The following is a 23,317-nucleotide window of genomic DNA, read 5'->3' on the forward strand; positions in this document are numbered from 1 at the left end:
TCCGCCGGGTACCATGGTCCACACGGCAGACGAGCCGGGCGGGCGGCCGCGTGGAGTCCCTCACGGGACTTCCCGAGGAACGTCCGGGCTCCACAGGGCAGGGTGATGGCTAACGGCCACCCGGGGTGACCCGCGGGACAGTGCCACAGAAAGCAGACCGCCGGAGGCTTCGGCCCCCGGTAAGGGTGAAACGGTGGTGTAAGAGACCACCAGTGCCCAGGGCGACCTGGGCAGCTAGGTAAACCCCACCCGGAGCAAGGTCAAGAGGAGCGCCGTAAAACGCGCTCTGCGCGGACGATCGAGGGCTGCCCGCCCGAGTCCGCGGGTAGACCGCTGGAGGCCGGTGGCAACGCCGGCCCTAGATGGATGGCCGTCGCCGACGGGACCGCGAGGCCCCGTCGGAACAGAACCCGGCGTACAGCCCGACTCGTCTGCCGCCTCGTCAGTCCTTGCGTCCCGTCACCGCGACCGTGACGCCGAGGCCGATCATCGTGAGGCCGCCGATTCCGCCGACCAGGGAGAGGCGTCGGGGCGAGCGGGCGAACCAGTCGCGGCCGGTCGCGGCGGCCAGGCCCCACACGCTGTCGCAGGCCACCGCGATGATGTTGAAGATCAGGCCCAGCAGCAGCATCTGCGTCATCACGTGACCCTGGGCGCGGTCCACGAACTGGGGGAGTACGGCGGCGAAGAAGACCATGGTCTTCGGGTTGGCCACACCGACCGCGAACCCCTCCCACAGCGTGCGCAGGCCGCCGCCGTTCCGCGCGGATTCCCGTTCCGTGACCGCGGCGTGCAACGAGCCGCGTTGCCGCCACGCCCTGACACCCAGGTGGACCAGGTAGGCGGCGCCGGCGAGCTTCAGCGTCGTGAAGACGAGCACCGAGCGTTCGACGACCGACCCGACCCCGAGCGCCACGGCCACGACGAGCGCGTAGGCGCCCAGCGTGTTCCCCACGACCGTGGTCAACGCGGCCCTGCGCCCTTGCGCAAGCGCCCGGCCGATCACGAAGAGCACGCTGGGGCCAGGGATCACGATCAGCAGGAACGACATCGCCGCGAAGGCGAGCAACCGTTCGGAGGACACCATGAGGCCATCGAAGCAGGCGCGGGCCAGTCCCTTCAGCCCAATTTCGCGTGAGGGTGCCGGGAAGCAGCGGAGCGCCCGCCGGCCGCGGCGGGCGTCGGCCGAGCGTCAGCCCAGGGACAGCAGCCGCAGGCGCAGGGCGAGTTGCAGCTCCAGGGCGTTCTCCGGGCTGTTCCAGTCCGGGCCGAGGATGGCCTGGACGCGGTCCAGGCGCTGCACCACCGTGTTGATGTGCACGTGCAGTTCCTCCTTGGCCCGGGTCAGGCTCCCGCCGCAGCCGAAGTAGGCGGCCAGGGTGCGCACCAGCTGGGTGCCGCGCCGGTCGTCGTACTCCAGCAGCGGTCCGAGGGTGGCCTTGACGAAACCGTCCACGTCGTGGCCCTCGCCCAGCAGCACCCCGAGGAAGCCGAGTTCGCCGGCGCTCCCGCCGGCTCCCCGGCGGCCCAGCACCTTGAGCGCCTGCAGACAGCGCGCCGCCTCGGCGTGGGCGTCGGCGAGGGCGCGCGGTCCGGCGGCGGGCCCGGCACCGGCCACCGTGACCGGGGCGCCCACCAGGTGGGTGAGCTGCTCGGCGGCGGCGCCGGCCGCCTCGCCCGGCGTGGCACCGCTGGCCGGGACCAGCATGACCGTACCGGCGTGTTCCGCGCTGACACCGTCGCCGCCGAACAGGTACTGCACGGCGGCGCCCGCCAGCCGCTCGCGTACGTCCGCGTCCGTCGAGGCGACCAGCACCAGGTGCGGACGGTTCAGGTCGATGCCGAGGTTCCGGCCACGCGCCACCAGACCGGCGGGGTCGCGGCCGGGCGCCGTGAGCAGGTCGGTGATCAGATCGCCGCGCACCCGGTTCTCCGCCTCGGCGACCGAGCGGCGCAGCAGCAGGAGCAGCGAGGTGACGACGCTGCTCCGCTCGAACAGGCGCCGGTCGGGGCCGTCCAGGTCGGGGCGGCCCGACAGCACCAGGCTGCCCAGCATCTCCTGCCCGGCCAGCACCGCGCACACCCAGCGCCCGTCGTGGACCACGGCGTGGGCGGTGGCGCGCGACTCCTCGGCGGCTCGCACCAGGGCCGCGGCGTCGTCGGTGCCACCGGCGCCACCAGTGCCGTCGGTGCCGACGAAGCCCTTCGGGGCGTCCGTACCGCTCGTGCCGGCCGGGGCGCTCCCGCCGGCGCCCCCGGCGCCGTGCGCGGTCGGGGTGAGCGGCCACCCTCCCGCGTCGAACACCGTGACGTCGCCCTCCAGGAGATCCGCGACGGCGGCGGCCACGTCGGCCACGTCACCGCCCCGCAGCACCAGGTCGCTGAGCCGGTCGTGGGACTCCTCGGCCCGCTGCATGGCGGCCGAGCGTTCCCGGATCACGGCGTTGGCCTCGGCCAGTTCGGCCAGCGCGACCCGCGCGTCGGTCATGGCCTTCGCCGTGTCGATCGCGATGGCGGCGTGGTTGGCCAGCGAACACAGCAGGGCCACCTCGTCCGGGGAGAAGGTGCGCGGCGTGCGGTCGGCGGCGAACAGGGCGCCGATCACCTTGCCGCCGCTCCCGGAACCCAGCAGCAGGGGAACGCCGAGGATCGCGACCAGGCCCTCGTCCAGGACACCGGCGTCGATGCTGCGCGTGTGGTGGAAGCGCTGGTCCGTCCGGTAGTCGGGCGTGGCGTAGGGACGCGCGGTCTGCGCGACCAGGCCGCCGAGGCCCTCGCCGAGCTGCAGCCGCAGGTTCTGGAACAGCTCGGACACCGAGCCGTCGGTGACCCGCATGAAGGTGTCGCCCGCCTCCTCGTCCGGAAGCGTCAGGTACGCCGTGTCGGTGCCGAGCAGCATGCGGGCGCGGCGGACGATGGACCGCAGTACCGCGTCCAGGTCGCGCAGGGCCGCGAGGTCCCCGGCGGTGTCGAACAGGGCGGTGAGTTCCGCCTCCCGGCGCTGGTGCTGCCGCAGCGCGCTGTGCACGCGCAACGCGGCCTGGGTGGCCTGCTCGATCTCCGCGAGGTCGTCGCCGCCGACGCCGCCGCGCCGCGCCTCCGTGGCGACGGTGCCGAAGTCCTCGGCGGGGGCACCGGAGGCCAGGAGTTCGAGGAGCCGGCGCAGGTGGGCGGCGACGGACGTGTTCTTGGGCATGGGCGGACCATTGTGAGGAAGGCGGGCAGCTCCCGCAAGGGCGACGGGGTGAGAGGCATGACGGGGACCTGAGGGGCGTGACGGGAGGGAGCGAGCACCCCCCCCGCCTCGCGCCTCCCTCCCGCTCCCGCCTTCTTGCCCACGGCGCTCGGCGGCGGCTCACATGGAGGCGGTCTCCTTCGGGTCGGCGGCCGGACGGGCCGTCGTTCCGGGACCGGCCGGCCCGACCGCGGCCAGGTCCGTGCCGCGGGTCTCCCGGGCGGCGACGACGGCGATCACGGTGACGACCGCCGACAGCGCGACGTACACCGAGATGGGGACGGAGGAGCCGTAGGAGCCCAGCAGCGCCGTCGCGATCAGCGGGGCGGGGGCGCCGGCCGCGACCGAGGAGAGCTGGGCGCCGATGGAGGCGCCGGTGTAGCGCATCCGGGTGGCGAACAGCTCGGAGAAGAACGCGGCCTGCGGGGCGTACATCGCGCTGTGGAAGACCAGTCCGACGGTGACCGCGAGGACGAGCGCCGGGAAGGACCGGGTGTCCAGCAGACCGAAGAACGCCCAGGACCACGCGCCCACACCGATCGCGCCCACCAGGTACACCGGCTTGCGGCCGACCCGGTCGGAGAGCGCGCCGAACAGCGGGATCAGGCAGAACTGCACCGCCGAGCCGATCAGCACCGCGTTCAGCGCGGGCTGCTTGGCGATGTCGAGGTGCTCCACGCAGTACGTCAGGACGAAGGCGGTGATCACGTAGTACGAGATGTTCTCCGCCATACGGGCTCCCATCGCGACCAGGATGTCCCGCCAGTGGTCGCGGACGACCGCGACGAACGGCAACCGCTCGGCCTTCTGCTTCGCCTCGCGCTCCTTCGACCTCGCCAGCGCCTCCTTGAACAGCGGGGACTCGTCGACGGACAGCCGGATCCACATGCCGACGATGACCAGCACGCCGGAGAGCAGGAACGGAACGCGCCAGCCCCAGGAGTTGAACGCGTCGTCGCTGAGCACGGTGGTCATCAGGGAGAGGACTCCGACGGCCAGCAGATTGCCCGCCGGCGCGCCGCCCTGGGGCCACGACGCCCAGAAGCCGCGGCGCCGGGCGTCGCCGTGCTCGGACACCAGGAGCACCGCCCCGCCCCATTCACCGCCCAGCGCGAAGCCCTGGATCAGGCGCAGCGTGGTGAGCAGCAGGGGAGCGGCGACGCCCAGCGTGTCGTAGCCGGGGACGCAGCCGATCAGGGTGGTCGAGCCGCCCATCATCAGCAGGCTGATCACCAGAAGCTTCTTGCGCCCCAGGCGGTCGCCGAAGTGGCCGAAGACGACGGCGCCGACGGGGCGGGCGGCGAAGCCGATGGCGTAGGTGAGGAAGGAGAGCAGGGTGCCGGTGAGCGGGTCGGACTCCGGGAAGAAGACCCGGCCGAAGACGAGGGCCGCGGCGGAGCCGTAGAGGAAGTAGTCGTACCACTCGATGGTGGTGCCGATGAGACTGGCCGCGACGACCTTGCGGAGGCCGGCCGGTTTCTTGGGGCTGCCTGGTTCGTTCACGGCGGTGTGAGCGCTGGCCATGTGTGTCACCGTCTCGGGGCGATAAGGGTCGGATCCGCCGGGCTCGGGGGACGTCGGGGACGGTCGAGCGGGTCCGGGGGAGTGGGCGGTGGGGGGTGAGTCGAAGGGTTCCTGCGGGGGGGGCAGACGGGCTCTCGGCGGTGGCGTCGGCGGGATCTCAGTGGGCCGTCCAGCCGCCGTCCAGCGGCAGCGAGGAGCCCGTGATGTATCCGGTGTTCTCGGCGCACAGCCACAGGGCGGCCCCGGCGACCTCGGCAGGCTCGATCAGCCGCTTGATGGCGGTGCGTTCGAGGAAGACCCGCTCGACCACTTCACCCGCCGGGATGTCGTGGGCGAGCGCCTGGTCCGCGATCTGGTCCTCGACGAGCGGGGTGCGGACGTAGCCGGGATTCAGACAGTTGCTGGTGACGCCGTGGGCGGCACCCTCCAGGGCGACCACCTTGCTGAGCCCTTCGAGGGCGTGCTTGGCCATGACGTACGCCGACTTGTAGGGGCTGGCGCGCAGGCCGTGCACGGAGGAGATGTTGACGACCCGGCCCCACCCCCGCGCGTACATGTGCGGCAGGGCGCGGCGCACGATCCGGAACGGCGCCTCCACCATCACCCGCTGGATCAGGGCGAAGCGGTCCATCGGGAACGCGTGGACGGGGGCGACGTGCTGGAGGCCGGCGTTGTTGACCACGATGTCGGCGTCGTCCGGCAGGGCCTCCACCGCGTCCGGGTCGGCGAGGTCGGCCACGATCGCCGTGCCGCCGGTCGCGGCGGCCACGTCCTTGGCGGCGCCGGCGACCAGGTCCACGACGTACACCTCGGCACCCACCGCGGCGAAGGCCTCGGCACAGGCCCGGCCGATTCCGCCGGCGGCCCCCGTGACCAGGGCCTTGCGTCCGGCCAGGAACCGGTGGGTGGGGCGGGCGGGCGGGGCGGTGCCGCCCGGGCCGGGGCGCCGGTCCGGGCCGTCGGCGGGGTTCTCGGTGCTCTCCATGGCGGAACACCGTAGGAAGGAAGCGAGACGTCGGACACGTGGGCCCGTCACACAATCGAGGGCCGCGGGATGGTGCCGGCCGCCATTTCCTCCGGTCCGGCCGCTCGGTGAAGCCGGCGTGGCCGCCGTGTGGCGCGGCCCGCTCAGCTCGCGGGCTGCTGGAAGTTCGTCAGGTCGGTGAAGCCCGGGCCCTCACCGAGTCGCCGGGCCAGTGCCGTGAGGAAGGCGTGGTTCTTCGGGTACGCGCCCTTCAGGCAGGCGCCGAGGAGAGTGGCGTGATCCAGATTCTGCACGGCGGTGTCCGGCGGCACGGTGATCGTCAGTTGGCCCTCGTCTCCGCGCACGCAGGTGACGGCGCTCGCGGTGCTGTCCGCCCTGACGCGGACGGCCGTGGCCAGGGACCCTGTCAGCGGGAGGAGGAACCCGGCTATCTTGCCGAGCTTGTCGATGGCGTCCTTCTCGTCCTTCGGCGCCGGGATGCCGTGCTCGGACCGGACCGCGGCGACCTGGTACAGGACGGGCCTCGTGAGTCCGGCGAAGCGCTCAGGGTCCGCACCCGCGGCCTTGGCCTGGTCCAGCAGCCGGTGGGCCTCGTTGATCACCTGCACGGCGATACCGAGCCCGCGGCGGACCGCCTTGCGCTGGTCCTCCCGCAGGTGCGGACCCTCGCCGAAGTCGTCCTGAACCTGACGGCCCGCACCTCCCTGTGTCCGGCCCTCCAGCACCCCCACGGCGTACCACACGTAGCTGTCCGGGTTCTGCAAGGCCCCCTTCGTGGACAACTGGTCGATGAGCCGGGAGGAGTTGTAGGCGATGTCCGGGGTGCCGAGCGCGGCATGCACCGCCTCGTGGACCAAGGTGTCGCGGCGGTGCCGATCGTCCACTTCGTGGAAGCGCGTGGTCGCCGTGATCCTGCCCTTCTGGGTAAAGGCGAAGACGGAGGTCTTCTCCCCCTCCCGGTACCCGTCCACCACCTCCATGGGGGCGCCCGGTGTGGCTTCCCACGCCAGCGCGAGCCGGTCGAGAACCTTCTTGTAGTTTCCCTTCACCGTTGCGGCAACGGCCTGCGGGCCGAAGACGGTCCGCAGGAAATCGTCGTCCTCCACCTTGGTCATGGTCTCTGCCACCAGGGCGTGGGCGCTGTTGACCGCACTCTGGATGGCCTCGCGGCGGGCTTGCGGAGCGGAGGCGGGCTCATGGGAGGCCTTGGGCCGCTTCCGGCTGTCTTCGGATTCGGGACTGTGCGCCCGTTTCGGTGCCCGCTGGACGGCGACTGCGCCGTCGGGCCCGGACCGGTGGCCGGCCCGGGAACGGTCGTCGCCCTGCTCGAGCATGTGAACGACGGCGGTGTTGCCCGCGGCCTGCTGCAGCCCGAGCAGTGGGTGCGACGGGGCGTGCCCGCGCTGGGGAGAGGCCGGCCGCGACACCGGCCTGCGGTCCTCACCGGCGCCGGACCGTCCGACCATGTCCCGGGCACGCATCGGGCTTCCTCCTCCGGTTCGCACACACCTCCTCGCTGTCTAGCGAACCCACGGCGGCTTGACCAGGTACGCGAGGGCAGTGCCGGACACCCTCCGAGGCAACATCTCCGGCCCGTGCCGGTCACCGCGCGGACACGTCCGGATGCGGTGCCCCGCGGAGTGCGTGTCTCCGGCCGTTCCCGAGGGGGCCGGCCCGCGCGTACGGCACCAACTCCCGGAGTAAAGTGCCCGGATGCCCTGCCCCACGGGAGGTAACAGATGACGCACGCCCATGACGAACGCCAGCGCGCGCCACAGCCCGGGAACGTTCGTACGGTGCCCCGGAGGACGGGCGGCACCGTGGCCGCCGCCGCGCGGATGCCCAGGGCTCCCCACGCGGCGGCGGTGCTGCAACGCGCCATCGGCAACCAGGCCTACAGTCAGGTGGCCGGTGCAGGGGCACGGAGCGGGCACGGCGGGCAGGTGGTGCAGCGAGCTCCGGCGGGCGCCCCCGCCGCCGCCCCGGAGGGGGCCAAGATCGGTCTCACGTTGGCAGCCGTCGAGAAGCGCTTCCAGCAGATGCGGGAGGAGAACCCGCAGCTGGCCCAGCAGCAAGAGGGGACGTGGCGGCAGCTCTACCAAGTCATGGCCGAGTTCGACAAGTGGATGCGCCAGATCCAGGTGGGGTATCGGTTCGGCGGCAGTCTCATCGCCTACCTCCACGGGGCGTCCCGGGAGCCGGGGGACATCGACATCGACGTCTCCAACGCGGACAACATGCATGTGCTGCTCAACCACATGAAGCAGGCGAACAGCGGCTGGTCCGGGCAACCCGGTTTCCGGGGCAATGAACTGCTCTCCATCGTGGCCGAGTTCAAGAGCCTGCCGGGATGGCGGTTCGACATCTCGAGCGAGACGACGGGATTCAACAACCCCTTCGTGCTGAACGAGTCGATGCAGCTGGACGGGGACGCGGTGGAGACGGGCGACCACATCTCGCGCGACGAACTGATCCTCAACTACCTGGACCGCATGCTGATGAAGCCCGAGGTGGCGCGGCTCAAGGGAGACGAGGAGCAGGTGGCCGGCCTTCTGCGCGCGGCGGGCTGCCACACCGCCGCCGACGTCTCCGCGTACTGGAGCAACCAACTCGAACCGGCCATCAAGCCCGGAGACACCCGCACCTCCGCCCTGCGCGACGCTCTGGGGAAGATCGTCAGCGAGAAGTTCGCATCGGAGCCGATGGACCTCGACTGAGCCCGTCCCCCCGCCCCGCCCCGTGGACGCTCGTTCCGGGGCGCGGTCGGTGATCGCGCAGATCATGCGGTCGACGCCGCTGGGGGCGGCGACGTCCCGTTCGATCTTCTTCCGGCCCCTCCTCGACGCGTGCCCGCGACGGAGGGGCCTCGTTCAGCCCCTGCGCATCAGGTGCAGGGGCTTCTCTCTCTCCGAGGTCACTCCAGTGGCAGACGCCGTGAGGTAACGCGACGACTGTGCAGAGAGGCGCCGGCTCCGAAATCTTCCGACGTCGAAATTTTCGGATGGATGACTCTCGCTTTCCGGGGTCTCTGTAGGAGCATTTCTGACCGCGGCGTGCCGGCTTGGGTGTTGGCCGGGTTGAACTGCGAGTTCTGTCCGCGTCACGTGACGTGCGAGCTGGCGAAGGTTTCGAAACTTCTACCGAAACTGTTGACGCTTGACGAGTGCAGGCCAACACTGGCGCCGTTGTCCGCACCTCCGCAGGAGAGGAACACCCCCCATGAACCCGCTCGTTCAACCGAGGCGCCGCAGACGAGGCCCCGTCACGTTGCTGGTCAGGTGTGCGTGGGCCGTCGCGCTGGCCGCGCTCGCCGCGTTGATGCTGCCGGGCACCGCCCAGGCCGACACGGTCGTCACGACCAACCAGGAGGGCACCAACAACGGCTACTACTACTCGTTCTGGACCGACAGCCAGGGCACCGTCTCCATGAACATGGGGTCCGGCGGTCAGTACAGCACCTCGTGGCGCAACACCGGCAACTTCGTCGCCGGCAAGGGCTGGGCCAACGGCGGTCGCCGGACCGTGCAGTACTCGGGCACCTTCAACCCGTCGGGCAACGCGTACCTGGCGCTCTACGGATGGACGTCCAACCCGCTCGTCGAGTACTACATCGTCGACAACTGGGGCACCTACCGGCCCACGGGCGAGTACAAGGGCACCGTCACCAGTGACGGCGGCACCTACGACATCTACAAGACGACCCGCGTCAACAAGCCCTCCGTCGAGGGCACCCGCACCTTCGACCAGTACTGGAGCGTCCGGCAGTCGAAGCGGACCGGCGGCACCATCACCACCGGCAACCACTTCGACGCGTGGGCGCGGGCCGGGATGCCGCTCGGCAACTTCAGCTACTACATGATCATGGCCACCGAGGGCTACCAGAGCAGCGGCAGCTCCAGCATCAACGTCGGCGGCACGAGCGGCGGTGGCGGCGACAACGGCGGTGGCGGGGGCGGTGGCGGGGGCGGCGGATGCACCGCCACGCTGTCCGCCGGGCAGAAGTGGGGCGACCGCTACAACCTCAACGTGTCCGTCAGCGGGGCCAGTGACTGGACGGTGACGATGAACGTGCCGTCCCCCGCGAAGGTCATGTCGACGTGGAACATCAACGCGACCTATCCCAACGCGCAGACCCTGACCGCCAAGTCGAACGGCAGCGGCAACAACTGGGGCGCCACCATCCAGGCCAACGGCAACTGGACCTGGCCCTCGGTCTCCTGCACCGCGGGATGACCCCACCACCGCACGCCCAGAGAGGAGGAATCACTCGTATGCGTACCGGATCACGTGTCTCGTCGCGCCCCCTGCGCACCCTGGCCACCGGTGTCGCCGTCACCGCGCTCGCCGCCGCGGGCACCGTCGCGGCCGGGAGCGCCGCCCCGGCCCAGGCTGCGGCCTGCAACGGCTACGTCGGGCTCACCTTCGACGACGGGCCCTCCGGCAGCACCCAGTCCCTGCTCAACGCGCTCCGGCAGAACGGGCTGCGGGCCACCATGTTCAACCAGGGCCAGTACGCCGCCCAGAACCCGTCCCTGGTCCGGGCCCAGGTCGACGCCGGCATGTGGGTCGCCAACCACAGCTACACCCACCCGCACATGACCCAGCTCAGCCAGGCCCAGATGGACTCGGAGATCTCCCGTACCCAGCAGGCGATCGCGGGCGCGGGCGGCGGGACGCCCAAGCTGTTCCGGCCGCCGTACGGCGAGACCAACGCGACGCTCCGGTCGGTCGAGGCCAAGTACGGGCTCACCGAGGTGATCTGGGACGTCGACTCGCAGGACTGGAACAACGCCAGTACCGACGCGATCGTGCAGGCCGTCTCACGCCTCGGCAACGGCCAGGTCATCCTCATGCACGACTGGCCGGCCAACACCCTCGCCGCCATCCCGCGCATCGCGCAGACCCTGGCGGGCAAGGGGCTGTGCTCCGGCATGATCTCGCCGCAGACCGGCCGCGCGGTGGCACCCGACGGCAGCGGTGGCGGCGGGGACGGTGGGGGAGGTGGCAACGGTGGTGGTGGCGGTGGTGCCTGCACCGCGACGCTGTCCGCCGGGCAGCGGTGGGGCGACCGCTACAACCTCAACGTGTCCGTCAGCGGGGCCGACGACTGGACGGTGACGATGAACGTGCCGTCCCCGGCGAAGGTCATGTCGACCTGGAACGTCAACGCCAGTTATCCCAACGCCCAGACCCTGACCGCCAAGTCGAACGGCAGCGGCAACAACTGGGGCGCCACCATCCAGGCCAACGGCAACTGGACCTGGCCGACCGTGTCCTGCAGCGCGGGCTGACCCGGCCGTGACCGGGCCCTGACCGGTCCGCACCCGTGACCGACTCCCACGGGTGCGGACCTCCGAGGCCCACCAGCCCGGGCTCGTCGGGCCTGCGTGCGTCTTCACCCGCCCTGCGAGCGTCCCGCCACCCGGGCCAGGTGCCGGCCGAAGACCTCCCGGGCCTCGGGCGTCAGGGTGCGCAGCGCCACCAGCGCCGTGATCGCGACGTCGCACAGCTCCGCCTGCACGTCGTCCCAGGTGTGCGTGACGCCCTTGCGCGGGTTCTGGCCGGTCGCGCCGATCACCGCCTCGGCGACCTCGCCGACCTCCTCCGACAGTTTCAGCATGCGCAGCAGCAGGCCCTCCCGGCCGCGGACGGGCTGGTCCGCCTCCAGCCACTTCCACAGGTCGTCGATGGTGTTCCAGAGGTCGGCTCGCGCGGCGTCCGGGTTGTCGCTCATGTGGAGCAGCGTGCCACGGCGGCGGCCGGTGCGGTCAGTCGAACAGCGGTTCCTGCTGTCCCTCGGCGGCCTTCCGCAGCCGCCGGGTCCGCGCCCCCACGACCACCGTCGTGGCCGCCGCCGTCGCCGCGAGGGCGGCGGGGACCATCCAGTTGCGGTTGACCGCGTGGCCGAGGGCGTGGTCGAGGGAGAGGCGGCCGGGGCCCGAGACCGCGAGGCCCGCCGCCGTCAGGCCGAGGGAGGCCGCGTACTCGTAGCCGCCGGCCTGGGCGAAGAAGCCGTTCGGGGCGTGCACCGCCGCGGCGCCCGCCATCGCGCCGGCCGCGGCCGCACCCGCGGCCGGTGTCGCCAGGCCCAGGGCGAGCAGCATGCCGCCGCCCGCCTCCGCGAGGCCCGCCGCGGTGGCGCTCGCCCTGCCCGGCGCATAGCCCATCGCTTCCATGGCCCGGCCGGTGCTCTCGAGTCCCCCGCCGCCGAACCAGCCGAGCAGCTTCTGCGACCCGTGCGCGGCCAGGACGCCGCCGGTGCCCAGCCGGAGCAGCAGCAGGCCCAGGTCACGCCGGTCGAAACAGTTCACGTCGGCTCCTTCGTACGCTGCGGGTTGCTCACCCGTCCACCGTGGCCCCTCCGCGCCGCGCGGGCCCGCCACGGGCGGCGTTCGGGTGGCGGGGGTGCGGGGCCGGTGTGACGCTGCCGCCATGACGATTCAGACCACGCGACTCAGCGACCCGGCCGTCCGCGCCTTCGTCACCGCCGTCAACGCCCACGACCGGGAGGCCTTCCTCTCGCTGCTCGCCCCGGGCGCCACCATGGCCGACGACGGGGACGACCGGGACCTCGACCAGTGGATCGACCAGGAGATCTTCTCCTCCAACGGTCACATGGAGGTCGACAACGAGTCGAACGGCGGTCGCGCCCTCATCGCCCGCTACCGCAACGACACCTGGGGCGAGATGCGCACCCGGTGGGACTTCACCGTGGACGAGGAGGGCCGGATCGCCCGCTTCGAGACCGGGCAGGCGTAACTGCCGGACGGAAACGGAAACGGAAACGGAGACGGAGACGCAAACGGAAAAACAGAGACGGATACGGTGCGGCAGCCGTTCCGTCCACCGGTTCACCGGTGCGCCGGAACGGCTGCCGCCTCCCCCCTCGGTATGGCCCGTGGAGCGTTGACGAAGAGTCTTGTGAGAGACCAACGCTTCAAGTGTGAAGCTCTGGTGAAGGAGATTTGAGCATACGTCCTCCACCGGCCGCAATACCGCGGATTCTGAAATTCCGATCGTGTGAACGGGCTCAGCCGCGCCCCACGTACGGCATCGCAGTCGCCAGGACCGTCGCGAACTGCACGTTCGCCTCCAGGGGCAGCTCCGCCATGTGCCGCACCGTGCGCGCCACGTCGGCGACGTCCATCACCGGCTCGGGTGCCGTCTCCCCGTTGGCCTGGAGCGCGCCGGTCTGCATCCCGGCCGTCATGTCGGTCGCCGCGTTGCCGATGTCGATCTGGCCGACCGCGATGCCGTAGGGACGGCCGTCCAGCGACAGTGACTTGGTAAGCCCCGTCAGCGCGTGCTTGGTCGCGGTGTACGCCACCGAGTGCGGGCGCGGTGTGTGTGCCGAGATCGAGCCGTTGTTGATGATCCGGCCGCCCCGGGGATCCTGTTCCTTCATCTGCCGGTACGCCGCCTGCGCGCACAGGAACGCCCCGTTGAGGTTGGTGTCCACCACGTGCCGCCAGGCCTCGTAGGGCAGTTCCTCGACCGGCACGCCGCCGGGGCCGAACGTCCCCGCGTTGTTGAACAGCAGGTCCAGACGCCCGAACCGGTCGCGCACCGCGCCGAACAGGGCCGCCACGTCCTCCGGGCGTGACACGTCGGCGCGGACGGTGAGCGTCGTGCCGCCGCCCGCCGGTGCCGCCGCGGCCGTCTCCGCCAGGGGCTCGGGACGGCGGCCGGCCAGGGCCACCGACCAGCCGGCGGCGAGCAGTTCGACGGCGACCGCCCGGCCGATGCCCGATCCGGCTCCCGTGACGACGGCCACCTTCCGCGTGCCGGTGCGCCCTTCGCCGACGCGTCGCTCGTCGGTGCGTTCCTCGTCGCTGGTTCTCACGGTGTTCATGACTCGGCAGCGTACGGGTCGCGGAACATGCGGAACTCATCCGTCCGACATGCGGCCGCCATGTCCGCGCCAAGCCCGGGTCGTTCCCGGCCCTTCGAATTCCCCTTGCAACCACCGCAAGGGGAGGAACGGATGACACCCGCGAACCACCAGGTCCCGACCCCGGTACCGAGCCCGGTCCCGGCCCGGTCGCAGTCCTCGCACGCGCCCGAACTCCGTGCCGCCGCCCGCAGCCTGGGCCGCCGCCGCTTTCTGACCGTCACCGGCGCCGCCGCCGCGCTCGCCTTCTCCGTGAACCTGCCGGCCGCCGGCACCGCGAGCGCCGCCGAGCTGGACGCCGCGCAGCTGACCGCCGACCCCTTCACCCTCGGCGTCGCCTCGGGCGACCCGCAGCCCGACTCCGTACTGCTGTGGACGCGCCTGGCCCCGGTCCCGTACCAGGCCGACAGCGGATTGCCCGCCAAACGCGTCGAGGTGAGCTGGGAGCTGGCCCTCGACGAACGGTTCCGCCGCGTGGTCAGAAGGGGCCGGGCCACCGCCCACCCCGAGTTCCACCACACCGTGCACGTCGAGGTCGGCCACCTCGCGCCCGGCCACGTCTACCACTACCGCTTCCGCGCCGGCCGCTACGTCAGCCCGGTCGGCCGCACCCGCACCGCCCCCGCGCGGCACAGCCGGGTCGCCGACCTCACCTTCGGCCTCGTCTCCTGCCAGAAGTACGACCAGGGGTACTACACCGCGTACAAGCACCTGGCCCAGGAGGACGTGGACGTCGTCTTCCACCTCGGCGACTACCTCTACGAGTACGCCGTGAACGCCACCGGCGGCTCCCGCGCCTACCCCGCGGGCACCCTGCCCGCCCACTTCAACCACGAGACGGTGACGCTGGAGGACTACCGGCTGCGGTACGCCCTCTACAAGTCGGACCCCGACCTGCGGGCCGCGCACGCCGCGCACCCGTTCGTCGTCACCTGGGACGACCACGAGACCGAGAACAACTACGCCGACGAGACGCCGGAGAACAGCGTCCCGCCGGAGGAGTTCCTCATCCGCCGGGCCGCCGCGTACCGCGCCTACTGGGAGAACATGCCGCTGCGCACGCCCCAGCTGCCCGACGGCCCCGACCTGCGGCTCTACCGCCGCCTGCACTGGGGACGCCTCGCCCAGTTCGACGTGCTCGACACCCGCCAGTACCGCTCCAACCAGGCTTACGGCGACGGCTGGCAGTTCCCCGGGCCCGAGTCCGAGGACCCCGGCCGCACCCTCACCGGCGACGCCCAGGAGCGCTGGCTGATCAACGGCTGGCACCGGTCCGACGCCCTGTGGAACGTGGTGCCCCAGCAGGTCACCTTCTCCCAGCGGTACAACTCCACGAGTACACCGTCCAAGGTCTCCATGGACTCCTGGGACGGCTACCCCGCCTCCCGCGAGCGGGTGCTGGCCGGCGCGCAGGCCGCCGGGATCGAGAACCTCATGGTCCTCACCGGCGACGTGCACGTCTCCTACGGCTTCGACATCAAGCGCGACTTCGACGACCCGGACTCCCGCACCCTGGGCACGGAGATCGTCACCACCTCGATCACCAGCGGCGGCGACGGCTCCGAGAAGCCGTCCAACTGGGACACCCTCATGGCCGCCAACCCGCACCTGAAGTTCTTCAACGGGCGGCGCGGCTACGCCACGGTGTCCCTGGGCCGCCGGTCGGCGCGCGCCGACTTCAAGACGGTGTCCCACGTCAGCACCGAGGGCGCGCCGCTCACGACCGCCGGGTCCTTCGTGACGGAGGTGGGGGAGCCGGGGCTCAAGCCGGTGTGACGGCCGGCTCCGCCGCCTCTCCCGGGTAGCGGACGCCGACGCGGTCCCGGATCGCGTCGAGCGTCCGCATCACGGCGAGCGTGCCGTCCAGGGGGACCAGCGGCGACTCGCTCTCCCCGGCGCGCAGGGCCCGCATCACCTCCTCGGCCTCGTGCCGCAGGCTCTCGCGGGGGCCGTCGGCCGGGTCGGCCCGGAACTCCTGCGGGTCCCGGCCGGTCCGGTGCAGCACAAAGTGGTCCGGGAAGAAGAAGCCGTTCGGTACGTCGATGCGGCCCTCGGAGCCGGTGACCGACGCGGAGTTGGGCGTACCGCCGGTGATGGAGCAGTGGAGGGACGCGAGGGCGCCGCCGTCGTAGGACAGCAGCGCACCCGTCTGGAGATCGACGCCCTCCTCGGAGAGCACCGCCCGTGCGGCGACGTCCGACGGCTCACCGAGCAGCAACTGCGCGAACGACACCGGGTACACCCCCAGGTCGAGCAGCGCGCCGCCGCCCTGCGCCGGGTCGCGGAGCCGGTGCGCGGGCGGGAAGGGGCCCGCGAGGCCGAAGTCCGCCTGGAGGCTGCGGACCTCGCCGATCGCGCCGTCGTCGACCAGTGTCTTCAGGCGCCGCACCAGCGGGTTGCAGAACATCCACATCGCTTCCATGAGGAAGACGTTCTTCTCACGGGCGAGCGCGACCAGTTCCCCCGCCTCGCGCGCGTTCAGCGTGAACGGCTTCTCGCACAGCACGTTCCGGCCCGCCTCCAGGCACAGGCCGGCCGCCGTCCGGTGCGCCGAGTGCGGGGTCGCGACGTACACCACGTCGACGTCCTCGTCCCGCGCCAGCGTCTCCCAGCCGCCGTACGCCCGGGGTATCCCGAACCGCTCCGCAAACACTTTCGCCGACGCCTCGGTCCGCGACGCCACCGCCACGACCTCCGCGTCCGGCAGATCGACCAGATCCGCCGTGAATCGCGCCGCCATCCCGCCGGTCGCGAGAATCCCCCAGCGCACCTTCTGCCCGGTCACCGCTGACACCCTGCCCCACCCTCGCTCAGGTTCGTTCAAACGCGTACGAGCTGAGAGCATAGGCGGCGGATCCGTAGGAGAGGGAGGGGCACATGCCCGAGCGCGGGCCGTCCATACCGCATCGGTCACCGGACATGACCACGCCGCCAACGCCGTCGCCGTCATCGTCGCCGACACCGTCGTCGTCACACGTGAACACCGGGGAGCCCGTACGGGCGGCCGGACCCGGAACGGGGCCGGCCGCCCACCCGTCGGCCGCCACCCGCCGCATCGGTCTGCTCGTCACGTTCATCCTCGGCAGCCTCACCGCCACGCCTCCGCTGGCGATGGACATGTACCTCCCGGCACTTCCGGAGGTCACCCGGTCCCTGAGCGCGCCCGCCGCCACCGTCCAGCTCACGCTCACCGCCTGCCTGGCCGGCATGGCCCTCGGGCAGATCGTGGTCGGCCCCATGAGCGACAAGTGGGGGCGCCGGCGTCCGCTGCTGGCCGGGCTCGCCGTGTACGTCGTCGCCACCGCGCTGTGCGCGGTCGCGCCCACCGTCGAGGTCCTCGTCGCCTTCCGGCTGGTCCAGGGACTCGCGGGCGCCGCCGGGATCGTCATCGCCCGCGCCGTCGTACGCGACCTGTACGACGGCGTGGCCATGGCCCGCTTCTTCTCCACCCTCATGCTGATCTCCGGCGTCGCGCCGGTCGTCGCCCCGCTCATCGGCGGGCAGATCCTGCGCTTCACCGACTGGCGGGGCGTGTTCGTCGTCCTCGTCGTGGTCGGCGTGGCGCTCGGGCTGGTCGTGTGGGCCAGGCTGCCGGAGACGCTGCCCGTCGCGGAGCGGCACGCGGGCGGCGTCGGGGACACCCTGCGCGCGATGCGGGGGCTGCTCGCCGACCGCGCCTTCACCGGGTACATGCTCGCGGGCGGATTCGCCTTCGCCTCGCTGTTCGCCTACGTCGCGGCGTCGCCGTTCGTCATGCAGGAGATCTACGGGGCCTCCGCGCAGACGTTCAGCCTGCTGTTCGGCCTCAACTCGATCGGGCTCGTGGTGGTCGGGCAGATCAACGGCAAGATCCTGGTCGGACGGGTCCGGCTGGACCGGGTGCTCGGCCTCGGCCTCCTCGTCGTGATCGCCGCCGCGACCGTGCTGCTGCTGATGTCCCTGGGCGTCTTCGGCGAGGTCGGGCTCGGTCCGGTCGCCGCCGCGCTGTTCGTGCTGATGTCCGCGATGGGCATCAGCCTGCCCAACACCCAGGCGCTCGCCCTGATGCGGGTCAAGCAGTCCGCCGGCTCCGCCTCCGCGCTGCTCGGCACGTCCTCCTTCCTCATCGGCGCCGTCGCCTCCCCGCTGGTCGGGATCGCCGGGGAGGACACCGCCGTACCGATGGCCGTGGTCCAGCTGGCGGCGGCGGTGGTGGCGCTCGGCTTCCTCGTGACCATGTGCCGTGGGCAGGGGGCGGGCACGGGGGCAGGCAAGGAAGTCGGCAGGGGAGCAGGCAAGGGAGCGGACAACTGAGTGCTCCGAGACTGCGCGGTGACACCCCGGAGCGGGCCGGGCTCGACCCCGAAGGGCTCCGCGGTGTCGTCGCCCAGGTGCACGACCTCACGGCCGGTGAACGCCCCTGGGCCGCGGGCGCCGTCGTGGCCGTCGGGCGCGGACCCGTGCTCGCCGTCGAGGAGGCGGCGGGATGGGCCGTGCGCTACGCCGCCTACGAGCCGTACAGCGACACGGGCGTGGAGCTGCCGGCCGACTCCCGGGTGCCGATGACGGTCGACACGCCCTTCGACCTGGCCTCCCTGACGAAGCTGTTCACCGCGGTCGCCGCCGTGCAGCAGATCGAGCGGGGCACGCTCGGCATCGACGCGGAGGTCGCCGCCTACCTGCCGGACTTCCGGGCCGCGGCCCGGCACCGGCTCACCGTACGGCAGCTGCTCACCCACACCTCCGGGCTGCGGCCCGAGCTGCCGCTGTACGACTGTGCCGACGACGAGGAACGGATGCGGCGGCTGCGTGCGGAGCCGCCCGTGGGGGTGCCCGGCACGTACTGCTACTCCGACCTGAACATGCTGCTCCTGCAACAGGTCCTGGAGCGCATCACCGGCCGCACCCTCGACGTGCTCGTCCGCGACGGGATCACCCGGCCGCTGGGCATGACGGCGACGCGCTTCGGGCCGTGCCCCGGCGCGGCGGCCACGGAGGACCAGCGGCGGCCCTGGGCCAAGGTGGACCGGGGGATGCTGCGCGGGGTCGTCCACGACGAGAACGCGTGGGCGCTGGGCGGGGTGGCCGGTCACGCGGGGCTGTTCTCGACGGGGCGGGACCTCGCGGTCTTCAGCCGGACGCTGCTCGCGGGGGGCTCCCACGGGCCGGCACGCATCCTGGGCCCCGACTTCGTGGAGCTGCTCTTCACCGAACCGGGGCTCGGCTTCGTCCTCGACCAGCCGTGGTTCATGGGCGAACTGGCGGGGCGCGGGACGGCCGGCCACACCGGCTTCACCGGCACGATGCTGGTCCTCGACCGCGCGACGGAGACCTTCGCCATCCTCCTCGCCAACACCGTCCACCCCCGCCGCCGCCCCGCCTCCAACGGCCCTCGGGCCGCACTGTGCACGAGGGTGGCGCGAGCGGTACGCGCCTGACCGTCCCGGGGCGCCTTCGGCGGTGGGGGTGCGGATGCCTGCGGCGCGGGTGCCTCCGGCGGTGGGGGTGCGGGGTGCCTGCGGCGCCGGTGCGGGTTTGGTGGGGGTGCGGGGTGCCTGCGGCGTCTGTGCGGGTTCGGTGGGGGTGCGCGTAGCGCCTTGGGGTGCGTTGTGGGTCGGGGTCGGGCCGGGGGGTGTCCGTCCTCGGAACGGCGCGGAATCGGTGGGCCACAGATCTGTACGGCGTTGACGCGCCAACCGCTGCGGGCGGACACCCCCCGACCCGCCCCCTCCTCGCCGTACGCGGCCGCCCGCCGCTCACGCCGGTGCCCGGTCCCCGCCGTACGCGGCTGCCGGCCGCCGTCGCCGCCCCAGCTGCGGGCCGTCGCCGTGACGCCGCCCCCGCTGCGGGCAGTCGTGCCGCTGGGGCGGCACGGGTGGGCGCAGCGGCACCCCGCAACGCCGGGCCGCGTCACCCACCCCCCGCCCGCACCCACGCCGGGTGACCGGGCAACGCCGGGCCGGTGGGCCCACCCCGCCCACACCCCTGCCGGGTGACCGGGCAACCCCGGGCCGGTGGGCCCACCCCGTCCACACCCGCGCCGGTTGACCGGGCAACCCCGGGCCGGTGGACCCGCCCACGCCCGCGCCGGTTGACCGGGCAACCCCGGGCCGGTGGACCCACCCCGCACCCCACGGAGTGCCTCGTACAATCGCCAGGTGAACCACCCCGCCGACACCCTCCGCGCCACCCTCGCCGACCTCGTCGACGGGCTCCCGCCCCGCCAGGCCGCGCAGGCCGTGGAGCGGCTGATCGCCAACTACCGCGGGGACACCCCGACCGACGCCCCCATCCTCCGGGACCGCGCCGACGTCGTCGCCTACGCCGCGTACCGCATGCCCGCCACCTTCGCCGCCGTACGCTCCGCACTGGCCGAGTTCGCCGCGGCCGTGCCGGACTGGGCACCCGGCAGCCACCTGGACGTGGGCGGCGGCACCGGCGCCGCGACCTGGGCCGTCAGCGACACCTGGGACGGCCCGCGCCCGGTGACCGTGCTGGACTGGGCCGAGCCCGCGCTCGCCCTCGGCCGGGAGATCGCCGCCGCGCTCCCCGCGCTGCGCGACGCCCGCTGGCAGCGCGCCCGGATCGGAGCCGGGCTCGGCGTCGAGAGCGCCGATCTCGTCACGGTGTCCTACGTACTCAACGAGCTGACCGAGTCCGACCGCGCCGCCCTCGTCGACGCCGCCGCCGGCGCCGCGCAGGCCGTCGTCATCGTCGAGGCCGGCACCCCCGCCGGGTACGCCCGCGTCATCGAGGCCCGCGACCGGCTGATCGCCGCCGGGTTCCGGGTCGCCGCTCCCTGTCCGCACAGCGCCGCCTGCCCCATCGTGCCCGGCACGGACTGGTGCCACTTCTCGGCGCGCGTCAGCCGGTCCAGCCTGCACCGGCAGGTCAAGAGCGGTTCCCTCGCCTACGAGGACGAGAAGTTCAGCTACGTCGCCGCCACCCGGCTCCCCGCCGACCCCGCCCCCTCCCGCGTGGTCCGGCGCCCGCAGATCCGCAAGGGCCAGGTCCTGCTCGACCTGTGCGAACCCGACGAGCGGATCGGCCGCCGGACGGTCACCAAGCGCCACGGCGACCTGTACAAGGCGGCCCGGGACGCGGCCTGGGGCGACCCCTGGCCGGCCGGGGAGCAGTGACGGGCGCCGTCAACCGCGCCTTTGGGTAAGGTCGTTGCGGCCCGACGACCTGGAAGTGGACCTCCCCGTGGAACGTGACGTGCACCGCGCCCTGCGGATCGTGATCGCCGAGGACGACCCGCTGCTGCGCGAGGGGCTCGCCCTGCTGCTGCGGGCCGAGGGGATGGACGTGGTGGCCACCGCGGACACCGCCGAGTCGGTGCTGGACGCCATCGACGCGCACGAGCCGGACGTGGCCATCCTGGACGTGCGCATGCCGCCCACCCACACCGACGAAGGCGTCCGCGCGGCCGTCGAGGCGCGGCGGCGGCGCCCCGGACTGGCCGTTCTGGTGCTGTCCGCGTACGTGGAGCAGTCCTTCGCCACCGACCTGCTGACCGGCGGGGTCGGCGGCCTCGGGTATCTGCTCAAGGAGCGGGTCGGCCGGGTCGAGGAGTTCATGGACGCGCTCGGGCGGGTGGCGGGCGGCGGCACCGCCATCGATCCGGAGGTCGTCGCCCAGCTGTTCACCCGGACGCGGCAGGACACCCGGCTGGAGCGGCTCAGCCCGCGGGAGCGGGAAGTGCTCGCCCTGATGGCGGAAGGGCTGGGGAACAGTGCCATCGCCGGGCGGCTCGTGGTCACCGACGGCGCGGTCCACAAGCACATCCGCAGCATCTTCGCCAAGCTCGACCTGTCCCCGGCCGACCAGGTCGACCGGCGGGTGGCGGCCGTTCTGCACTACCTGGAGAACGCGCGGGCGCCACGCCGCTGAGCGGCCGGGGCGGCGGGGTCAGTTCCCGGGATTCCGCTGCCGTTCCCGCAGCCTGCGCAACAGCTCCCGCTTCTGGGCCTGCGGGGACGGGCCGCCGCCGACGCGCCCGGCCCGGTCTCCGCCGCGCAGGGCGTCCCGGCCGAGGTTCCGGCGCGTGCCTCCGACGCCCAGCATGTTTCCGCTTCCGCCTCGGGGCATGGGTTTCTCCTTCGGACCGGTGCGAGCTCCGTAGCTAAACGAGACGGTTCGTCTCGCTTGTTCGCGGCTCCCACTGTCGGCGAGACGCGGCGTCTTGTCAACCTGGTAGCTTCGGAGCATGGCCACACAGAAGCCCACCCGCACCCCCGCCACCGCCGCCGAGCGGCCGCACCCCGACGCCACCCGGCGCAGCCAGCGGTCCCGCCAGGCCATCTACGACGCCGCCCTGGAGCTGGTCGGTGAGGTCGGCTACCCCAAGACCACCATCGAGGGCATCGCGGCCCGCGCCGGCGTCGGCAAGCAGACGATCTACCGCTGGTGGTCCTCGAAGGCGGACGTCCTGCTGGAGGCCTTCCTCGATCTCGGCGACCGGCTCGTGGAGGCCGCCGGCGAGGAGGCGTACACCATTCCGGACACCGGTGACGTGGCCGCCGACCTCAAGACCGTCCTGCGCGCCACCGTCGACGAACTGCGCGACCCCCGGTTCGAGGCCCCCTACCGCGCCCTGGCCGCGGAGGGCGTCGTCAACGAGGAGCTGGGCCGGACCTTCGTGGCGCGGCTCCTGGAGCCGTCGCTGCAGCTCCACGCCGACCGGCTGCGCGCCGCGCAGAAGGCCGGCCAGGTGCGGCAGGACATCGACCCGCGGATCGCCCTGGAACTCTTCGTCTCCCCGCTCGCCCAGCGCTGGCTCCAGCACACGGGGCCGTTCTCCCACGCCTACACCGACACCCTCGTCGACTACGCGCTGCACGGGCTCGCTCCCCGCTGACCGGACAAGCCTGACCAGGGAAGTTTGTCCCTTCGCGACCCCGAAGCGATAAATGGTGGGACGATAGGGCATGCTGGTGCGCACGACGGCGAGGGCAAGGGGATAGATGAGCGCGGAGTTCGGCGGTCGGAGCGGTCTGCAGGGCAAACTCTCCTCGTGGCTGCGCGGACGCCGCCCCAAGGAGGCCGCCGGAGACGGTGGCCGGGAGGGCCTGCTGCTCGCCGCCGCCGGTGCGGGACTGCCTCTGGCGCCCGCCGCGCACCCCGCCGGATACCGTTGCTCGTGCGACCGCGTGGGCTGTCCCACCCCGGCCCGGCACCCGGTGTCGTTCGCCTGGCAGACGCAGTCCACCACCGACCGCGCCCAGATCGAGCGCTGGGCCCGGCACCAGCCCGAGGCCAACTTCATCACCGCGACCGGCATGGTGCACGACGTCCTCGACGTGCCGCTCCAGGCCGGTCGCGAGGCGCTGCGGCGGCTGCTCGACGCCGGCGTCGACGTCGGGCCGGTCGCCGAGAGCGACGACGGGCGCATGATGTTCTTCACCCTCACCCGCGGTACGCCCGAGGACGAGGACGAGTGGTGGCCCTGCGAGCTGGACTGCCACCCCGAGACCATGGACGAGCATCCCGGGCTGCGCTGGCACTGCCGCGGGTCCTACGTACTGGTGCCGCCGGCCCGGCTGCCCGGCGAAGGCCGGACCGTGCACTGGGTGCGCGGCCCCGAGCACCCGCTGCCCGACCCGCTGACCCTTCTGGAGACCCTCACCGACGCCTGCGCCCGGCACGCCGGCGAGGAGAGCGACCAGGCGGGCGCCGCCTGGCCCCTGCGTCGCTGAGGCCC

The 23,317-nt window shown here is 72.6% G+C and carries 21 protein-coding genes and 1 other RNA gene; 12 read left to right on the plus strand and 10 right to left on the minus strand.

Annotated elements, in window-relative coordinates:
* Window positions 1–30 precede the first annotated feature (30 nt).
* Window positions 31–434: RNase P RNA component class A (rnpB, locus tag NI25_RS27720), an RNA gene on the plus strand.
* An 8-nt stretch (window positions 435–442) separates the two neighbouring features.
* On the opposite strand, the gene NI25_RS27725 is transcribed toward rnpB, so the two are convergent.
* The 5 genes from NI25_RS27725 to NI25_RS27745 form a co-directional block, all read right to left on the minus strand.
* A complete protein-coding gene (locus NI25_RS27725; protein ID WP_061445051.1) occupies window positions 443–1,087 on the minus strand; it encodes a LysE family translocator in 645 nt (214 codons plus the stop codon).
* Between the two features lie 105 nt (window positions 1,088–1,192).
* Complete coding sequence (locus tag NI25_RS27730; RefSeq protein ID WP_061445052.1) at window positions 1,193–3,196, minus strand: helix-turn-helix domain-containing protein; 2,004 nt, start codon at window positions 3,194–3,196, stop codon at window positions 1,193–1,195.
* 159 nt (window positions 3,197–3,355) lie between these two features.
* Entirely contained in the window at window positions 3,356–4,759 is a 1,404-nt protein-coding gene (locus NI25_RS27735; RefSeq protein WP_061445053.1) for an MFS transporter, read from the minus strand.
* Between the two features lie 157 nt (window positions 4,760–4,916).
* Window positions 4,917–5,744, minus strand: coding sequence for a 3-hydroxybutyrate dehydrogenase (locus NI25_RS27740; RefSeq protein WP_061445054.1), 828 nt, complete (start codon window positions 5,742–5,744; stop codon window positions 4,917–4,919).
* A gap of 143 nt (window positions 5,745–5,887) precedes the next feature.
* Window positions 5,888–7,225, minus strand: a complete 1,338-nt coding sequence (locus NI25_RS27745) for a hypothetical protein (RefSeq protein WP_061445055.1) — start codon at window positions 7,223–7,225, stop codon at window positions 5,888–5,890.
* A 315-nt stretch (window positions 7,226–7,540) separates the two neighbouring features.
* Between NI25_RS27745 and NI25_RS27750 the strand changes: the two genes are divergently transcribed.
* The 3 genes from NI25_RS27750 to NI25_RS27765 all read left to right on the plus strand — a co-directional run bounded on the left by NI25_RS27750 (window position 7,541) and on the right by NI25_RS27765 (window position 11,035).
* Window positions 7,541–8,461, plus strand: a complete 921-nt coding sequence (locus NI25_RS27750; RefSeq protein ID WP_148315165.1) for a hypothetical protein — start codon at window positions 7,541–7,543, stop codon at window positions 8,459–8,461.
* Between the two features lie 502 nt (window positions 8,462–8,963).
* A complete protein-coding gene (locus tag NI25_RS27760; protein ID WP_061445058.1) occupies window positions 8,964–9,977 on the plus strand; it encodes a glycoside hydrolase family 11 protein in 1,014 nt (337 codons plus the stop codon).
* Between the two features lie 38 nt (window positions 9,978–10,015).
* Window positions 10,016–11,035 carry a polysaccharide deacetylase family protein gene (locus NI25_RS27765; protein WP_061445059.1) on the plus strand — a complete coding sequence of 340 codons (1,020 nt, stop codon included), beginning with the start codon at window positions 10,016–10,018 and terminating at the stop codon, window positions 11,033–11,035.
* Window positions 11,036–11,139: 104 nt separating this feature from the next.
* Here NI25_RS27765 and NI25_RS27770 read toward each other — a convergent pair whose 3' ends face one another.
* Both NI25_RS27770 and NI25_RS27775 read right to left on the minus strand, forming a co-directional pair.
* The gene (locus NI25_RS27770; protein WP_061445060.1) at window positions 11,140–11,478 is read right to left on the minus strand and encodes a MazG-like family protein; all 339 of its coding nucleotides are present in this window, start codon (window positions 11,476–11,478) and stop codon (window positions 11,140–11,142) included.
* Between the two features lie 34 nt (window positions 11,479–11,512).
* Complete coding sequence (locus NI25_RS27775; protein ID WP_061445061.1) at window positions 11,513–12,055, minus strand: DoxX family protein; 543 nt, start codon at window positions 12,053–12,055, stop codon at window positions 11,513–11,515.
* A gap of 121 nt (window positions 12,056–12,176) precedes the next feature.
* Here NI25_RS27775 and NI25_RS27780 point away from each other — a divergent pair, with 121 nt between their 5' ends.
* A complete protein-coding gene (locus NI25_RS27780; RefSeq protein ID WP_061445062.1) occupies window positions 12,177–12,503 on the plus strand; it encodes a hypothetical protein in 327 nt (108 codons plus the stop codon).
* A gap of 271 nt (window positions 12,504–12,774) precedes the next feature.
* On the opposite strand, the gene NI25_RS27785 is transcribed toward NI25_RS27780, so the two are convergent.
* A complete protein-coding gene (locus NI25_RS27785) occupies window positions 12,775–13,596 on the minus strand; it encodes an SDR family oxidoreductase (RefSeq protein ID WP_061445063.1) in 822 nt (273 codons plus the stop codon).
* 132 nt (window positions 13,597–13,728) lie between these two features.
* Between NI25_RS27785 and NI25_RS27790 the strand changes: the two genes are divergently transcribed.
* Window positions 13,729–15,411, plus strand: coding sequence for an alkaline phosphatase D family protein (locus tag NI25_RS27790; RefSeq protein ID WP_061445064.1), 1,683 nt, complete (start codon window positions 13,729–13,731; stop codon window positions 15,409–15,411).
* On the opposite strand, the gene NI25_RS27795 is transcribed toward NI25_RS27790, so the two are convergent.
* Complete coding sequence (locus tag NI25_RS27795) at window positions 15,398–16,420, minus strand: Gfo/Idh/MocA family protein (RefSeq protein ID WP_061445065.1); 1,023 nt, start codon at window positions 16,418–16,420, stop codon at window positions 15,398–15,400. The genes NI25_RS27790 and NI25_RS27795 overlap by 14 nt on opposite strands.
* Before the next feature lie 92 nt (window positions 16,421–16,512).
* Here NI25_RS27795 and NI25_RS27800 point away from each other — a divergent pair, with 92 nt between their 5' ends.
* From NI25_RS27800 to NI25_RS27815, 4 genes are all read left to right on the plus strand, one after another.
* The gene (locus tag NI25_RS27800) at window positions 16,513–17,928 is read left to right on the plus strand and encodes a multidrug effflux MFS transporter (protein ID WP_061445066.1); all 1,416 of its coding nucleotides are present in this window, start codon (window positions 16,513–16,515) and stop codon (window positions 17,926–17,928) included.
* Window positions 17,929–18,005: 77 nt separating this feature from the next.
* Complete coding sequence (locus NI25_RS27805) at window positions 18,006–19,052, plus strand: serine hydrolase domain-containing protein (RefSeq protein WP_061445067.1); 1,047 nt, start codon at window positions 18,006–18,008, stop codon at window positions 19,050–19,052.
* A gap of 720 nt (window positions 19,053–19,772) precedes the next feature.
* On the plus strand, window positions 19,773–20,753 hold the full coding sequence (locus NI25_RS27810; protein WP_061445068.1) for a small ribosomal subunit Rsm22 family protein: 981 nt from the start codon (window positions 19,773–19,775) through the stop codon (window positions 20,751–20,753).
* A 91-nt stretch (window positions 20,754–20,844) separates the two neighbouring features.
* A complete protein-coding gene (locus NI25_RS27815) occupies window positions 20,845–21,507 on the plus strand; it encodes a response regulator transcription factor (protein ID WP_061447127.1) in 663 nt (220 codons plus the stop codon).
* A gap of 18 nt (window positions 21,508–21,525) precedes the next feature.
* Here NI25_RS27815 and NI25_RS39295 read toward each other — a convergent pair whose 3' ends face one another.
* Complete coding sequence (locus NI25_RS39295; protein ID WP_148315166.1) at window positions 21,526–21,705, minus strand: DUF6243 family protein; 180 nt, start codon at window positions 21,703–21,705, stop codon at window positions 21,526–21,528.
* A 118-nt stretch (window positions 21,706–21,823) separates the two neighbouring features.
* Between NI25_RS39295 and NI25_RS27820 the strand changes: the two genes are divergently transcribed.
* Both NI25_RS27820 and NI25_RS27825 read left to right on the plus strand, forming a co-directional pair.
* Window positions 21,824–22,474 carry a TetR/AcrR family transcriptional regulator gene (locus NI25_RS27820; protein WP_061445069.1) on the plus strand — a complete coding sequence of 217 codons (651 nt, stop codon included), beginning with the start codon at window positions 21,824–21,826 and terminating at the stop codon, window positions 22,472–22,474.
* 106 nt (window positions 22,475–22,580) lie between these two features.
* Window positions 22,581–23,312 (plus strand): bifunctional DNA primase/polymerase, encoded by a 732-nt coding sequence (locus NI25_RS27825; RefSeq protein WP_061445070.1) that lies wholly within the window; start codon window positions 22,581–22,583, stop codon window positions 23,310–23,312.
* Window positions 23,313–23,317 lie beyond the last annotated feature (5 nt).

This window comes from Streptomyces sp. CCM_MD2014, from assembly GCF_000772045.1.
Classification (GTDB): domain Bacteria; phylum Actinomycetota; class Actinomycetes; order Streptomycetales; family Streptomycetaceae; genus Streptomyces; species Streptomyces salinarius.

Coding starts and splice junctions, on each gene's coding strand:
- NI25_RS27725 (WP_061445051.1), bottom strand. CDS start 1,087: ATGGTGTCCTCCGAACGGTTGCTCGCCTTCGCGGCGATGTCGTTCCTG.
- NI25_RS27730 (WP_061445052.1), bottom strand. CDS start 3,196: ATGCCCAAGAACACGTCCGTCGCCGCCCACCTGCGCCGGCTCCTCGAA.
- NI25_RS27735 (WP_061445053.1), bottom strand. CDS start 4,759: ATGGCCAGCGCTCACACCGCCGTGAACGAACCAGGCAGCCCCAAGAAA.
- NI25_RS27740 (WP_061445054.1), bottom strand. CDS start 5,744: ATGGAGAGCACCGAGAACCCCGCCGACGGCCCGGACCGGCGCCCCGGC.
- NI25_RS27745 (WP_061445055.1), bottom strand. CDS start 7,225: ATGCGTGCCCGGGACATGGTCGGACGGTCCGGCGCCGGTGAGGACCGC.
- NI25_RS27760 (WP_061445058.1), top strand. CDS start 8,964: ATGAACCCGCTCGTTCAACCGAGGCGCCGCAGACGAGGCCCCGTCACG.
- NI25_RS27765 (WP_061445059.1), top strand. CDS start 10,016: ATGCGTACCGGATCACGTGTCTCGTCGCGCCCCCTGCGCACCCTGGCC.
- NI25_RS27770 (WP_061445060.1), bottom strand. CDS start 11,478: ATGAGCGACAACCCGGACGCCGCGCGAGCCGACCTCTGGAACACCATC.
- NI25_RS27780 (WP_061445062.1), top strand. CDS start 12,177: ATGACGATTCAGACCACGCGACTCAGCGACCCGGCCGTCCGCGCCTTC.
- NI25_RS27785 (WP_061445063.1), bottom strand. CDS start 13,596: ATGAACACCGTGAGAACCAGCGACGAGGAACGCACCGACGAGCGACGC.
- NI25_RS27790 (WP_061445064.1), top strand. CDS start 13,729: ATGACACCCGCGAACCACCAGGTCCCGACCCCGGTACCGAGCCCGGTC.
- NI25_RS27800 (WP_061445066.1), top strand. CDS start 16,513: ATGCCCGAGCGCGGGCCGTCCATACCGCATCGGTCACCGGACATGACC.
- NI25_RS39295 (WP_148315166.1), bottom strand. CDS start 21,705: ATGCCCCGAGGCGGAAGCGGAAACATGCTGGGCGTCGGAGGCACGCGC.
- NI25_RS27820 (WP_061445069.1), top strand. CDS start 21,824: ATGGCCACACAGAAGCCCACCCGCACCCCCGCCACCGCCGCCGAGCGG.
- NI25_RS27825 (WP_061445070.1), top strand. CDS start 22,581: ATGAGCGCGGAGTTCGGCGGTCGGAGCGGTCTGCAGGGCAAACTCTCC.